The organism is Neorhizobium puerariae (assembly GCF_042429745.1).
GTDB lineage: Bacteria > Pseudomonadota > Alphaproteobacteria > Rhizobiales > Rhizobiaceae > Neorhizobium > Neorhizobium puerariae.
This window is the reverse complement of record NZ_JBHMAA010000001.1, coordinates 127,305-141,625: the sequence shown is the minus strand read 5'-3', so window position 1 is coordinate 141,625 and position 14,321 is coordinate 127,305. Positions and strand designations below refer to the sequence as shown.

The window sequence follows — 14,321 nt, the reverse complement described above, 5'->3', positions numbered from 1 at the left end:
GCATCGGTCTCGATACGCTCAGAGACTGGATCACAAACGTCCCTCAAGCAGCAGCCAAAGCGTGGGCCAAAAAGACCCACCAGAAAACACTCAAGCCCTTAACTCATGCATGAGTCGTGTACTGTGGCGTCCCAAAGGACGCACGGCGCTCTAGGCGGCGCAGGCACTGCAGAGGCCGCGGATCTCGATCGTCGTCTTGGCTGGTTTGAAACCCTTGCCCTTGGCCCAGTCGCCAAGCCGATGGTCCACCTCGTGGTCATGGAACTCGAACACATGGCCGCAGCTCTCGCAGATCGCGAACGCCACCGTGCCATGCCCGTGGCCCGCTCCGCAGCATTCGCTTTCCCGGTGCGCGCAGGCGACGAAGGCGTTGAGGCTCTCCAGCCGGTGCACCATGCCGAACTCGGTGAGCTTGTCGAGCGCGCGATAGACCTGCAGCGGGGCGCGGAAGCCGTGGTCGCGCAGCTTGTCGAGAATCGTATAGGCGCTCATCGGCGCGTCGGAACGGGTGAGCACGTCGAAGACGAGCGCCTGGTTCCTGGTCAGGGTCGATGCCACTGCGTTCATCAGCGCACTCCTTTGCTGCCGGCCCTGTCGGCCGTGTTTTTCCCTGCGGCCGGAACAAGGCTTAGAATGAAAAGTAGTAACGCGGCGACGACGATGGAAGGTCCCGACGGCGTATCATAGGTAAGGGAGCCGAACAGGCCGCCGATGACGGCGAGCGCGCCGATCACCGAAGCGAGCACGGCCATCACTTCGGGGCTGGCAGAAAAACGGCGCGCGGTGGCCGCCGGGATGATCAGCAGCGCCGTGATCAGCATGATGCCGACGATCTTCATGGCGATCGCGATCACCAGCGCCATCAGGAGCATGAAGAGAAGCTTCGCCTGCGCAGGCTTCATGCCTTCAGCTTCCGCCACGTCCTCGCTGACCGTCGAGGCGATCAGCGGTCGCCAGAGCGCGATGAGCGCTCCGATCACCAGTACGCCGCCAGCCCAGATGAGGGCGATGTCGGCGCGGGTGACGGCAAGGATGTCGCCGAACAGGAAAGCGACGAGATCGATGCGCACCCATGTCATGAAGGCGACCAGCACCAGCCCGATCGCCAGCGCGGAATGGGAAAGGATGCCAAGCAGTGCATCGGCCGAGAGCGACTGACGCCGCTGCAGGGCGAGAAGCAGCAGGGAAACGGCCACCGCCACGCCAAAGACGGAGACCAGCAGGTTGACCTGGAAAAAGAGCGACAGGGCCACACCGAGCAATGCCGAATGGGCCATCGTGTCGCCGAAATAGGCCATGCGCCGCCAGACGACGAAACAGCCGAGCGGACCGGCGGTCAGCGCCACGCCGATGCCGGCGACAAGCGCGCGGGTGAAGAAATCATCGAACATGACCGTCCCCCTCGCCTGCGCCGGATGCATGATGTGCATGGCTGTGCCCGTGATGCCCCTGCCCAGGACGCTCGTCCGGATGATGTTCCCGGGAGTGATCGTGATGGGCGGCAGGATGATCCGTCCCCGCGGCATGGTGATGCCCGTCGCCGGGGTGGCAATGATCGGTGATCGAGCCGTCACCGTGCATGACCCTGCCGTCCGGCAGATGGGTGTGGTCGTGATGATGGCTGTAGACCGCAAGCGAACGGGAATTGCCGCCGAAGAGCTTCAGGTAGTCGGCGCTCTGGCTGACGACCTCCGGCGTACCCCGGCAGCAGATATGGCCGTTGAGGCAGATGACGGTATCTGTTCCGGCCATGACCATATGCAGGTCGTGGGAGATCATCAGGATACCGCAGCCGGTGGACTTGCGGATAGAGCGGATGAGATCGTAAAGCGCGCTTTCTCCGGCGAAATCGACCCCTTGCACCGGCTCGTCGAGCACCATCAGATCCGGCTTGCGGGCAATTGCCCGGGCCAGCAGGGCGCGCTGGAATTCCCCACCGGAAAGATGCCGCACCTCGGCATCCACCAGATGCGGAATGCCCGTCGCTTCAAGCGCCGCCAGAAGCTCCGCATCGCCGAGCGAACCGGTAAGCCGCATCAGCCGCCGCACCGAAAGCGGCATGGTCCAGTCGATCGCGAGTTTTTGCGGGACATATCCGATGCGCAGGCCCGATGCCCGGGTGACGACGCCCTCATCCGGGCGCAGGACGCCGATGGCGAGCTTCGCGGTGGTGGATTTTCCGGCTCCGTTCGGCCCGATCAGCGTGACCACTTCCCCGCGGCTGATCGAAAAATCCACGCCGCGCACCAGCCAGCGCCCGTCACGGCGAATGCCGGCATTGTCGAGCGCCACAAGCTGGCTTTCGCCTGGAAGGGCTACAGCCCGATTGGTCATCAGCATGTTTTTCCGGAATCCCTGTTGTCACTGGCTATGACACACGTTATAGCATTACGCAATTGATGTAATAACATTACGATGCAATGCAAGGACGCAGAATGAAAGCGGTCTCTCTTTCCCTTTTCGCCGCTGCCGCATTTTTCACGAGCGTCGGCGCCGGTACCGCCGCGCCGGATGTGGTGGTTTCGATCAAGCCGGTCCACTCCCTGGTGGCGTCGATCATGAAAGGCGTCGGCGAGCCGAAACTGATCGTCGAAGGCGCTGCCTCGCCGCATACGTTTTCGCTCAAGCCGTCCGATGCCGCGGCCATCGAAAAGGCGGACGTGATCTTCTGGGTTGGTCCCGGCTTCGAGGCTTTCCTCGAAAAGCCGCTGGAGGCGTTGGCCTCCTCCGCCGCGGTGATCGAGCTGGAAGATGCTCCTGGCCTGGAAAAGCTGCCGTTCCGTGAAGGCGGCGCATTCGAGGCCCACGATCACGAACATGAAGGCGAAGAGGCTCATGAGCATGCCGAGGCCGGCCATGCCGATCACGATAGCCATCACCACGAGGATTTCGACACGCATCTCTGGCTCGATCCGATGAATGCCAAGGCGATGGCCGCGGAAATCGAAAAAACGCTCGTCGAGGCGGACCCTGCCAATGCGGCCCTCTACCAGGCGAACGCCGCCGCCCTGCTGAAGCGGATCGATGATCTGGACGCAGAGTTGAAGACCGCCCTGCAGCCGGTCAAGGACCGGCCTTTCATCGTCTTCCACGACGCCTACCAATATTTCGAGCACCGTTATGGCGTAAGCGTCGCCGGTTCGATCACCGTCAGCCCGGAAACCATGCCGGGCGCCGAACGCGTCAAGCAGATACACAAGAAGGTGAGCGAGCTTGGGGCGACATGCGTTTTCGCCGAGCCACAATTCGAACCGAAACTGGTGAGAGTGGTGACGGAAGGAACATCGGCCCGCTCGGGGACGCTCGACCCGGAGGCTGCAACGCTGAAGGAAGGCCCTGATCTCTATTTCGAGCTCATGCGGGGGTTGGCGGGTTCGATGAAGAATTGCCTGTCGCAGGGAACGTGAGCCGCACGGCACAGAAAAGCACGGTCGCCGATCGCATAGCGGCGATTCATGCGAGGCCTGCGGGCGCTTGAAGGCAGCACCCGCAGGCCGACTCGCTTACCGACCGGCGATGATGCTGGAGATCACGCCCGTCGCGATGCCGACCATAAGAAAGTCATTGTCGACCCGGACCCAGCGGTAGCCGCGCGGCGGAGCCGACAGGCGATAGCGGCGATAGTCCCGGATTTCGGCCATGCGGCGACGTTCGGCATGGGTCATGCGGTGGCCTTTGACCCACCGGGTCTTCTTGATCACCACCTTCTTCTCGACGACCGGAGCGCGATGGCGATCCGGGCCGTGACGCCAGTCCTGAGCCTGGGCGGCGAACGGCGCGGCAAGTACGGTTGCGGAAATAAGGATGGCAAAGAGCTTTTTCATTGGACGTCTCCTCGTGTTGAACACGCCCGGAACCTAGGGCCGCAATGATGAACCGTATCTGAATCCCAAATTACATTTTCGTAATGAATTCATGTGATTCCGTTAATTTCCTGATATTTCGAATTTACTATTTTAGAGCTTCATAAATAAAGCTGTCGAAATCGGCCGGTTTTGCGCGGCCCGAGGTATCGAAGGCAAGGACACCGGCAAAAGCGCCCGTGAAGGAGCCATGTTCGCCGCGCCCGCCCTCGTCCGAAACACTCGCATCGAGCACGGGACCGAGCGGCTGCCAGTCATTCGCCCCGAGGCCGCGGATCATGTCTCCTCCCAGCGACAAACGGGAATACCCGCCGGGCTCGATGGCTACAGCATCGGCCCGAAAATCGGAATCGATTTTTGGAAAGCACGATGCGTCGATTCAATAGGTTAGAGCGCCGTGCGTCCCAAAGGACGCACGGCGCTCTAACGCTGCGGGCCTGCGCGCTCGGCCGACTTTGCCCAGAGGTTGATGTCGGCATCCCGGGCATGGACATCGATCTCGGCCAGTTCCTCGGCCGTGAAATCCAGCCTGTCGAGCGACTTGACGCAATCCTCGACCTGTTCCGGACGGCTGGCGCCGATCAGCGCGGTCGTGACATGGCCGCCACGCAGCACCCAGGCAATCGCCATCTGCGCCAGGGTCTGTCCGCGCCTTTCCGCTATCGCATTGAGCGCCTTGAGATTGGCGATGTTCTTCTCGTTGAGGAAGGCCCGGCGCAGCGACTTGCCCTGAGCGGCGCGGCTGTCTTCCGGAATGCCGGAGAGATATTTCGAGGTCAGCATGCCCTGCGCCAGGGGCGAAAAGACGATCGAGCCCATGCCGAGTTCCTCCAGCGTATCGAGCAGGCCGTCTTCCTCGACCCAGCGATTGATCATCGAATAGCTCGGCTGATGAATGAGGATCGGCGTTCCGAGTTCCTTGAGGATCGCCGCCGCCTCACGCGTCCGCCTGGAATTGTAGGACGAGATACCGATATAGAGCGCCCTGCCCGACCGGACGATATGGTCGAGCGCGCCGCAGGTCTCTTCGAGAGGGGTGTCGGGATCGAAGCGGTGCGAATAGAAGATATCCACATAATCGAGGCCCATGCGCTTCAGGCTCTGGTCGCAGGATGCGATCAGGTATTTGCGGCTGCCCCATTCCCCGTAGGGACCGGGCCACATGTTGTAGCCCGCCTTGGAGGAGACGATCAGTTCGTCGCGGTATCCCCCGAAGTCCTCGCGCAGGATCGTTCCGAACGCGGTCTCGGCGCTGCCCGGCAGCGGACCGTAATTGTTGGCGAGATCGAAATGAGTGATTCCGAGATCGAAGGCCTTCCGGCAGATTGCAACCTTGCGCTCATGCGGCGTGTCGTCCCCGAAATTATGCCAGAGACCAAGGGAAATCGCCGGCAGCTTGAGCCCCGAGCGGCCGCAGCGGTTGTATTTCATGGTCTCGTAGCGGTTTGCCGCCGGTTGCCAGGACATGACGCCCTCCTCTGTCGTGGATTGAAGCGGGCGCGAACGGCCCGCTTCAAACACATAGCGGATCACCGCAGAAGCGCCAGTGCTTCCTCGATGCCAAGCGCGGCAGGCTGCGTACATGTGGTGGAAAGCTCCACGAACCGGCCCTCGGCCCCGGATTTCAGGATCGACGTCATCACGTCGACGCCGTGCAGCGAACGCTCCAGCGAGCATCGGGCGTCTCGGCCGTCGATGAGCGCCATCGCCATGTCGGCCAGACCCGCCGTGCGATAGTTCGCGCGCGGCCCCTGCGGGCTGTCCTGGTTGAGGATGCCGAAGGGATGGTCCCACGGTTCCAGCGGCTCGATATTCTTGTTGCGGCCGCTCGCCTCCACCGTGCCGCCGAAAAAGTTCGGATCGGGCACGAAGAGCGACCCTTCGGTGCCGTAGAGCTCCATGTTCGCATGGCGATGCGACCATACATCCCAGCTTGCCGAAAGCGTGACCGTCGCGCCGCTCGCGAATTCGAGAAGCGCGTGGATATTGGTCGGCGTCTCGACCGGGATCACCTGCCCCTTGAGTGGCTCGCTGGTGACGGTGCGGGTCGGGCTTGCCATGGAGGTCAACGCCGCAACCCGCTTTACCGGACCGATCAGGTTGATGAGATTGGCAATGTAATAGGGCCCGAGATCGAGGATCGGCCCGCCGCCTTCCAGGAAGAAGAAGCCGGGGTTCGGATGCCACATCTCCATGCCGGGGCTCATGACGTGGCAGGTGCCGGACGTGATGCGGCCGACGCTGCCGTCATCGATATATTTGCGGGCAAGCTGGTGCGCGCCGCCGAGGAACGTGTCGGGCGCGCAGCCGACTGCAAGCCCTCTCTCCTTCGCAAGGGCCTGCAACGCCTTGCCTTCTTCCAGCGTGATCGTCAGCGGTTTTTCCGAGTAGACGTGCTTGCCGGCCTCCAGGATCGCCTTCGAGACGGAGAAATGCGCCGCCGGGATCGTCAGGTTGACGATCACGTTGAGTTCGTCATTGTCGAGCAGGTCCGCGATCGACTGCGCCTTGACGCCGTATTCCTTGGCGCGCATCTCCGCCGCGTCGTCGTTAAGGTCGGCGCAAGCGAGCACCTTCAATCCCTTGAAGAGCGGCGCCAGCTGGAAATAGGTGGTGGAAATATTGCCGCATCCCATGATGCCGACGCCAAGTTCCCTGGGCATGAAAAAACTCCGGACTGTCTTGTGATCAATAGGTCTTGAAGGACGCGATCGAACGGGTGAGCAACCGCTCCACATCCTTGGGATTGTCGTGTTCGAGAACGTAGTGCCTGGCGGGCGTCTTCCGCAGCGCCGTCATCAGGTCCTTCCACGGTACGGTGCCGTGGCCGACATCCGCCCAGCCGTCCTCGTCGGTATTCTCGCCCGCCGGCGCGATATCCTTCACATGCACGGCGGTTATGCGATTGCCGTAGCGTTCGATCCACGCGAAGGGATCGGCATTGCCGCGGATAATCCATGCAATGTCCGCTTCCCAGGAAAGATCGGGACCACCGGCCAGGATCTGTTCCTGAGGCGTCGATCCGTCGGCAAGCGTCTTGAATTCGAAGTCATGATTATGCCAGCCGAAGGTAAGGCCGGCATCCTGATACCGCTTGCCCGCCTGCTGCAGGCGCTGCCCGAAACCGAACCAGCCGCCGGCATCGGCCGGACGCTGGTCAGGCATGAGATAAGGGCAATAGATGGCTTCGATGCCGAGCGTCCGTGCGATCAGAAGCGCCTGTTCCGGCTCCTTTTCAAGAAGATCCATGCCGAAATGGCTGGTGGGCATGGTCAGGCCATTGGCATCGAGATCGACGCGAAGCGCTTTCAGCGCGGCCTCGTCGAGCGTGGCATAGATGCCACCATAACCCTCGACCTCGGTATAGCCCGCGCGGGCGACCAATTTCAGGGTGTCGGAAAGCGGCGGAAAGTTGCGCGCGCAATAGAGCTGGAAACCGAGCTTCGTCATGGACATATCCTCCTGGAAATAAACTCAATCCGGCGATTGGCAGGAATGGAGATCGTAGATTCGGAACTTGGGAGCCGCGCCGGCAGGCGCGGCAGGCGTGAAGGTGATGCGGCGGCTTTCGCCGGCCGCCAGATCGAAGGCATTATCGGAATAGCGGCCGGGCGTCGCGCTCTCGATCATCACGAAAAGCGCAAGCCCGCCGGCCCGCACGAGAATGTCGAACCCGCCATCCCCGGTGGGTGACACCGAGAATTCGAGGCCCGGCGGCTCCAGCTCCAGCGCCTTGTAGGTGCCGGGCACATGGTGCCCCTCGCCGCCCATGCCGTTCGAAGCCGTGAAATTCCAGGCGAGGATGCAATCCTTCGGCACGGAGGAGACTGGCACGACCGCGGCCGTTACCGCCGCGTCCGGCGAACAAACGGCCTCGATACGCCGAAGCGGGCTGCGTCCGCCCTTCAGCGTCAGCAGCGAAAGATCGATGGTGGCCGTCACATCGGCTGGCGTATCGTTGACCAGAGAAATCCGGATATCCCTGCCATCGCCGGAAGGAATGGCCGAAACGGCGACCGGCTGGAAGAAACGCCGGGCCAGGTAATGCAATACCTTCCAGCTTCCGCCATAATCGAGGCTGGACCATGAGGCGACCGGCCATGTGTCGTTGAGCTGCCAGTAGAGCGTACCCATGCAATGGGGCTTCAGCGAGCGCCAGTAGTCGACCGCCGTCCTGATGGCGATCCCCTGCTGGACCTGGCTTAGATAGACGAAATTGGCAAAATCCTTCGGAAAGCGGAAATTCCGGAACATGGTGCCCGCGATACGCTCGTTGCCGCCGGCATTCTTCTGGTGAAGCTCCATCACCGGAGAGGCGATATTCATGTCCTTCCGGCCTGCATAGGTCTCGATGACCGGAAGCGACGTGTAGGACTGGAAACCGAACTCGGAGCAGAAGCGCGGGCGGACCGAGCGGTAGTCGTCGAACGGCTTGTTCTCGTGCCAGACAGACCAGTAATGCATGTCGCCGGAGCCGTCGGCATGCCAGGCGTCGCCATAGTCGAGATAGCCGGAAGCCGGGCTGGACGGCCACCAGACCGCCTCGGGCGCCGCCTTTTTCAGGGCCTGCTCCACCGTCCGGTTCAGGCGGTCGTAGGAAACGAGATAACGGTCCCGGTTCGCTCTCGATTCCTCGAACCAGTTCAACGCGCCGACCAGCTCGTTGTCGCCGCACCAGAGGACGATCGACGGATGCGAAATCAGCCGCCGGACCTGATAGTCCACTTCCGCCTCGACATTCTCCAGGAAATCCGGCGTCGAGGGATAGAGATTGCAGGCGAACTGAAAATCCTGCCAAACCATCAGGCCGAGCTGGTCGCAGAGGTCGTAGAACCAGTCATGCTCGTAGAAGCCGCCACCCCAGACGCGGATCATGTTCATGTTGGCATCGACCGCCGAAAGCAGCAGGTCCCGGGTCTTCTCGGGACTCGTCCGCGAGAAAAGCGCATCGGCCGGAATCCAGTTGGCGCCACGGCAGAAGATGTCTCGGCCGTTGATGCGGAAGGCGAAACGGCTGCCTGCCTCGTCCGGATCGGTCAGAAGCTCGACGGTGCGCAACCCGATCTGGTGAACGACCGTCTGGAACGGAATTTCGACCTCCAGCCGATACAACGCCTGTTCGCCGCTCCCAACCGGCCACCAGAGCTTCGGCTCTTCGATATGGAAGATGTGAGTGATCACCGCTTCGCCTGCCCGCACGCCGCAATCGAGCCTGACGCGCTCGTCGCCGAGCGACAGGTGAACCGGCAGGATGCCGGTTTCCTCGGCATGGAGCGTCACGGTCACATGGAGGTCGACCGCTCCGTCAACATGTCTCTGATTGGTGACGACATGTTCGATACGGGCGGTTTCCAGCTTCCTCAGCGCGATCTCGCCATAGATTCCGAGAGGCGCCAGGGCGATGTTCCAATCCCAGCCGAAATGGCACTGCGGCTTGCGAAGCATGTTGCCGTTCGGGATCGGCGAATTGCCCTTCTGATAGGGAACATGGAACGGCTGGCGTGCCTGGCGCGCCGCCCCCTCCGCAATGCTGGAGTGAAAGCGGATGCGGATCGTGTTCTCGCCGGCCTGCAACGCCGAAGAGACATCGGGCCGGTAGCGCCGGAAGCAGTTGTCGGCGGACAGGACGGGGATGTCGTTGATGAGGACGATCGCCACCGTGTCGAGATAGGTGACGTCGAGATACCAGCTTCCGTCCGGGTCATCGACAATGAACCGGCGCTCGATCGTCCAGTCCTCGTGCGCAACCCATTGGACAGCTTCCTCGTTCCGCCCGAAATACGGGTCATCGATGATCCCGGCGTCCTTGAGAGCGGTATGGACATCGCCCGGAATGACGATGTCGGCATGATGGGCGCCATCGGCAGATGCAAGCCGCCATGAACCGGAAAGATCGATCATGCTCATGCGGCCGCCCTCGGGCGTCCGGGTCCGGCCTCCGGGCCGGAGGTGACGCCGGGCATCAGATCCGCTCCTCGGTCTCGGCATCGAACAGGGATGCCATGGTCATGTCGAAACCGATACGCACCCTGGCGCCGACGGCAAAGCGCCGCGCGCCGCCGACGCGGACGGAAATCGTATGCCCGGCATGTTTCAGCCAGAGAAGATTGTCGGCCCCCATCGGCTCCTCGATCTCGACGACCGCCTCGTGAGCTTCGCCCCCCTGTATGTCGCCGTCGACCCTGATATGCTCCGGCCGCACGCCGAGCACGACCCTCCGTCCGGAGGCCAGGGCTTCTCCGACCTGATAGCCGTCCAGCGAGAAGCTGGCGCCGCCGGCCTTGAACACGATGCCGTCTCCTTCCGCCGCGAGCTCCCCCTTCAGGAAGTTCATCGACGGGGAACCGATGAAGCCCGCGACGAAACGGTTCCTCGGCCGGTTGTAGATCGTCGTCGGGTCGTCGAGCTGCTGGATGACGCCGCTCTTCATGATCGCAATCCGGTCCGCAAGCGTCAGGGCTTCGATCTGGTCATGCGTCACGTAGATCATGGTGTTTTCGAGAGACTGGTGCAGCCGCTTGATTTCCACACGCAGCTCCGAGCGCAGCTTGGCATCCAGGTTCGAAAGAGGTTCGTCGAACAGGAAGACGTCCACGTCGCGCACCAGCGCACGGCCGATCGCGACGCGCTGGCGCTGGCCGCCCGAAAGCTCGGCCGGCTTGCGCTTCAGCAAGGGCTCGATCTGCAGAATGCTTGCGGCCCGCGAAACCCGCCTGGCGATCTCGTCCGTCGGAAGGCCCGCGACGCGCAGGCCGAAGGAAAGGTTCTTCTCCACGGTCATCTGCGGGTAAAGCGCATAGGACTGGAACACCATGCCGATGCCACGATCCTTGGGCTCCTCCCAGGTGACGTTCCTGTCCTTGATGAATATCTGGCCCTCGGTCGGCTCCAGAAGCCCGGCAATGCAGTTCAGCAACGTGGACTTGCCGCAGCCGGACGACCCCAGCAGCACCAGGAATTCACCATCGCGAATGTTGAGATTGAGGTTTTCGAGAACCTTCACGGAACCGAATGAAAGCGACAGATCACGGATGGAAACGCTGTTCTGCTTGGCCATGGAAACAGTGTCGTGCATCAGGCTTACCCTTTGACTGCGCCGGCGGCGATGCCGCGAACGAATAACCGGCCGGACAGGAAATAGACGATCAGTGGAACCGCGCCCGTCAGCAGCGTCGCCGCCATGTTGACGTTGTATTCCTTCACGCCCTGGACCGAGTTGACGATGTTGTTGAGCTGCACGGTCATCGGATAATATTCCGGCCGAGTGAACACCACGCCGAACAGGAAGTCGTTCCAGATGCCGGTGACCTGCAGGATCATCGCAACTACGAAGATCGGCAGCGACATGGGAAGCATGATCCGGAAATAGATCTGCCAGAACCCTGCCCCGTCGATGCGCGCCGCCTTGAAGAGCTCGACCGGCAGCGAGGCGAAATAATTGCGAAAGAGGAGCGTCAGGATCGGCATGCCGAAAATGGTATGCACGATGATCAGTCCCGTCAGCGTGCCGTAGACGCCGATCTCGCGCAGCACGATGACGATCGGGTAGATCATCACCTGATAGGGAATGAACGCGCCGATGATGAGGATCGAAAAGAACAGCTCGGCTCCCTTGAAGCGCCAGTTGGCGAGCGCATAACCGCTGACCGAGGCGACGGCGATCGACACGACGACCGACGGCACCAGAATGCGCACCGAGTTCCAGAAGCCGCGCGAAAGACCGTCGCAGTTCAGACCCGTGCAGGCTTCGGCCCACGCCTTCACCCACGGCTCGAAGGTGACTTCCATCGGCGGGGAAAAGATGTTGCCGAGCCGGACCTCCGGCATGCCCTTGAACGATGTGACGACCATCACATAGAGTGGCAGAAGATAATAAAGGGCCGCGATGGTCAACGTGCCGTAGAGCATGATGTTGCGGGGCGAGAGGACGCGCCGAGGCTTGCGGCCGCTCGGACCGGGGGCAAGCCGCGAGGAGATCGCGTCGATGTCGGCCGCCGTGTTCAGTGTGGAGATGTTAGCCATGCTTGCGCCCTCCGAACTCGAGATAGGCCCATGGAATGATGATGATCGCGACGGTGAGCAGCATCATCGTGGATGCCGCAAAACCCTGTCCGAGATTCTGCGCCTGGAACATGTAGTCGTAGACGTATTTGGCAGGCACTTCGGAGGCATTGCCCGGCCCGCCGCTGGTCTGCGCCACCACGAGGTCGTAGACCTTGACGATGCCGCTTGCGATCAGCACCAGCGTGGTGATGAAAACCGGACGCATCATCGGGATGACGATGAGAAGATAGGTTTGCCACATCGGGATTCCGTCGACGCGCGCGGCCTTCCAGATATCCTCGTCGATGCCGCGCAACCCCGCGAGCATCAGGCACATCACCAGGCCGGTTCCCTGCCAGAGCGCGGCGATCAGAATTCCGTAGATGACGATATCCGGATCGTAGAGCGGGTCGAAGGCGAACGAGGTCCACCCCAGCGAACGGATGACCGACTGAATCCCGAATTCGGGATTGAGCACCCATTGCCAGACAAGGCCGGTGACGATGAAGGAGAGCGCGAAAGGATAAAGGAAGATCGTCCGGAACGTGTTCTCGAACCGGATCTTCTGGTCCATCAGGGCCGCGAGTACGAACCCGACCACCAGGCTGAAGATCAACGACAGGATGCCGTAGATCGCGAGATTCTGGATCGAGATGATCCATCGGGAAGACGCCCATAGCCGTTCGTACTGGTCGAGCCCCACGAAGGAAAGGCGCGGCAGAAGCCTGGAATTGGTGAAGGAATAAAAGACCGTCCAGACGGTGCCGCCCAGGAAGATGACCAGGGCAACGAGCATCATGGGAATGGAAGCGATCTTCGCATTGAGGTTGCGGAAGAGCTGGTTTGGCCGACCGGACGGTGATTGCGCCGCCATTGTCCTCTCCTCTTCGGGGAATGACCCGTTTCCTGAATCGGTTTCTCGCCGTGCCGGCCCCATTGCGACGGGACCGGCTGCCGAGGCATTCGGGAGGAAATCAATCAGCCGAAGCGATGATGTTTGCGAAACGCTTCTGCGCGGCTTCGGGCGTGATCGACGCATTGGCGAAGAATTCGGACATCAGGTCCTCCTTCTGCTTCTGCGTATCGGCCGAAACGAGCTGGTCGACGCTGGTCAGGACATTTCCCTTGGCAAGGATGTCGAGGCCCTTTTTCATGCAATCGTTGGCGGCGGCGAGATCGACATCGCCGCGGATAGGCAGCGAGCCCTTCTTGAGATTGAAGGCAACCTGCGTCTTCGGATCGACGATCGTCGCGGCAAGCACGTCCTGGGCCTTGGACTTCTCGCCATCTTTCAAGAGCGGGAAATAGAAGGCGTCGCCGCCGGTCGTCAGGAACCCGTTCAGGCCAAGCCCCGGAAGGCAGCTGTAATCGGTCCCGGCCTTCTTTCCGGCGACCTGGAATTCGCCCTGCGCCCAGTCACCCATGACCTGGCCGCCGGCCTTGCCGGTCAGCACCATGTTGGTCGCCTGATTCCAGTCCTGGACATTGCTGCCCTTCGCCATGTCGCGGGCCTGGGCTGCGGCGGCAAATATCTTGGCCATCTCCGGGCCGCCCGCCACCTTGGCATCCTTGTCCTTGTAGACTTTCTCGTAAAGTTCCTTGCCGCCGATCGAGATGGTCAGGGTATCGAACAGGCCGTTTGCCTGCCAGGGCTGGCCACCCAGCGCCAGAGGCTGGATGCCCGCCTTCTGCAGTGCCGGCGCCGTTGCGACGAACTCGTTCCAATTCTTCGGAACCTCGACGCCCGCCTTCTTGAAGGCTTCGTTCGAAAGCCAGAGCCATTGCCAGGAATGGATATTGATGGGCGCGCAGTAGATCTTGCCGCCGATGGTGCAGGAATCGAGCAGGCTGAGCGGCCTGATGACCTCCTTCCACTTGCCCTTCTCGGCAACATCGGTCAGGTCGCGCATCAAGCCCTCCTGAACGAGCTCCTCTGCCTGCCGGCCATGGTTGAACTGGGTGGCGCCCATCGGGTCGCCGCCGGTAATGCGGCTGATCATGATCGGACGAGCCGTGCTGCCGGAGCCGGCGATCGCACCGTCGACCCACTTGTTCCCGGTCGCATTGAATGCCTTGGCAAGCTCACCCACCGCGGCGGCCTCGCCACCCGATGTCCACCAGTGGGTGACTTCGAGATCTGTGGCATGGGCGGCGCCGAGCGGCAGCGCGACCGTCGCAGCCAGAACCGCTGCCATTGTGCGAATATTCATGAGTCTCCTCCCTCACTGAAACGTTGCCGTAAAAACGTATGCCAATCGTTTTAATCACGCAACCGGTCTTTCCCGAAAAAATTCGGATGACGAGAAAATACAATTTAAAGAGGAATTCATCTCTCTCAAATCATGATCGAAAAACAGGGAAAAATTCGAAATTGGCCAAAATATCCGTAATTTCATATGAAATATGCCCTTCCAT

At 61.4% G+C, this 14,321-nt stretch carries 13 protein-coding genes and 1 pseudogene; 1 reads left to right on the top strand and 13 read right to left on the bottom strand.

Features of this window, described 5'->3' with window-relative positions; genetic code table 11:
* Nucleotides 1–150: 150 nt before the first annotated feature.
* Genes ACFFP0_RS00675 through ACFFP0_RS00665 form a run of 3 tightly spaced genes read right to left on the bottom strand, consistent with a single transcriptional unit; the run spans nucleotide 151 to nucleotide 2,340 of the window.
* A complete protein-coding gene (locus ACFFP0_RS00675) occupies nucleotides 151–567 on the bottom strand; it encodes a Fur family transcriptional regulator (protein ID WP_377254551.1) in 417 nt (138 codons plus the stop codon).
* Nucleotides 567–1,391: a metal ABC transporter permease gene (locus ACFFP0_RS00670; RefSeq protein WP_377254548.1), complete on the bottom strand. Its 825-nt coding sequence runs from the start codon at nucleotides 1,389–1,391 to the stop codon at nucleotides 567–569. Before ACFFP0_RS00670 ends, ACFFP0_RS00675 begins: the two co-directional genes overlap by 1 nt.
* Nucleotides 1,381–2,340, bottom strand: a complete 960-nt coding sequence (locus tag ACFFP0_RS00665) for an ATP-binding cassette domain-containing protein (protein WP_377254545.1) — start codon at nucleotides 2,338–2,340, stop codon at nucleotides 1,381–1,383. The genes ACFFP0_RS00670 and ACFFP0_RS00665 overlap by 11 nt, the downstream gene beginning before the upstream one ends.
* A gap of 95 nt (nucleotides 2,341–2,435) precedes the next feature.
* Between ACFFP0_RS00665 and znuA the strand changes: the two genes are divergently transcribed.
* Nucleotides 2,436–3,407, top strand: coding sequence for a zinc ABC transporter substrate-binding protein ZnuA (gene znuA / locus ACFFP0_RS00660; RefSeq protein ID WP_377254542.1), 972 nt, complete (start codon nucleotides 2,436–2,438; stop codon nucleotides 3,405–3,407).
* Between the two features lie 96 nt (nucleotides 3,408–3,503).
* Here the strand turns inward: znuA and ACFFP0_RS00655 are convergent, their stop codons facing one another.
* The 10 genes and pseudogenes from ACFFP0_RS00655 to ACFFP0_RS00610 all read right to left on the bottom strand — a co-directional run bounded on the left by ACFFP0_RS00655 (nucleotide 3,504) and on the right by ACFFP0_RS00610 (nucleotide 14,116).
* Nucleotides 3,504–3,824: an RcnB family protein gene (locus ACFFP0_RS00655; protein ID WP_377254539.1), complete on the bottom strand. Its 321-nt coding sequence runs from the start codon at nucleotides 3,822–3,824 to the stop codon at nucleotides 3,504–3,506.
* A 127-nt stretch (nucleotides 3,825–3,951) separates the two neighbouring features.
* Nucleotides 3,952–4,116, bottom strand: a pseudogene (locus ACFFP0_RS00650) (beta-xylosidase family glycoside hydrolase); the annotation flags it as partial.
* Between the two features lie 170 nt (nucleotides 4,117–4,286).
* Nucleotides 4,287–5,330, bottom strand: a complete 1,044-nt coding sequence (gene mgrA, locus ACFFP0_RS00645) for an L-glyceraldehyde 3-phosphate reductase (protein WP_377254536.1) — start codon at nucleotides 5,328–5,330, stop codon at nucleotides 4,287–4,289.
* 62 nt (nucleotides 5,331–5,392) lie between these two features.
* Entirely contained in the window at nucleotides 5,393–6,526 is a 1,134-nt protein-coding gene (locus ACFFP0_RS00640) for a Gfo/Idh/MocA family protein (protein ID WP_377254533.1), read from the bottom strand.
* Between the two features lie 25 nt (nucleotides 6,527–6,551).
* Nucleotides 6,552–7,313 carry a sugar phosphate isomerase/epimerase family protein gene (locus ACFFP0_RS00635; RefSeq protein WP_377254530.1) on the bottom strand — a complete coding sequence of 254 codons (762 nt, stop codon included), beginning with the start codon at nucleotides 7,311–7,313 and terminating at the stop codon, nucleotides 6,552–6,554.
* Nucleotides 7,314–7,337: 24 nt separating this feature from the next.
* Nucleotides 7,338–9,770: a beta-mannosidase gene (locus tag ACFFP0_RS00630; protein ID WP_377254527.1), complete on the bottom strand. Its 2,433-nt coding sequence runs from the start codon at nucleotides 9,768–9,770 to the stop codon at nucleotides 7,338–7,340.
* A gap of 55 nt (nucleotides 9,771–9,825) precedes the next feature.
* Complete coding sequence (locus ACFFP0_RS00625; RefSeq protein ID WP_377254575.1) at nucleotides 9,826–10,920, bottom strand: ABC transporter ATP-binding protein; 1,095 nt, start codon at nucleotides 10,918–10,920, stop codon at nucleotides 9,826–9,828.
* Between the two features lie 23 nt (nucleotides 10,921–10,943).
* Complete coding sequence (locus ACFFP0_RS00620; RefSeq protein WP_377254524.1) at nucleotides 10,944–11,885, bottom strand: carbohydrate ABC transporter permease; 942 nt, start codon at nucleotides 11,883–11,885, stop codon at nucleotides 10,944–10,946.
* Nucleotides 11,878–12,780 (bottom strand): carbohydrate ABC transporter permease, encoded by a 903-nt coding sequence (locus ACFFP0_RS00615; protein ID WP_377254522.1) that lies wholly within the window; start codon nucleotides 12,778–12,780, stop codon nucleotides 11,878–11,880. The genes ACFFP0_RS00620 and ACFFP0_RS00615 overlap by 8 nt, the downstream gene beginning before the upstream one ends.
* A 100-nt stretch (nucleotides 12,781–12,880) precedes the next feature.
* Nucleotides 12,881–14,116: an ABC transporter substrate-binding protein gene (locus tag ACFFP0_RS00610; RefSeq protein ID WP_377254519.1), complete on the bottom strand. Its 1,236-nt coding sequence runs from the start codon at nucleotides 14,114–14,116 to the stop codon at nucleotides 12,881–12,883.
* Nucleotides 14,117–14,321 lie beyond the last annotated feature (205 nt).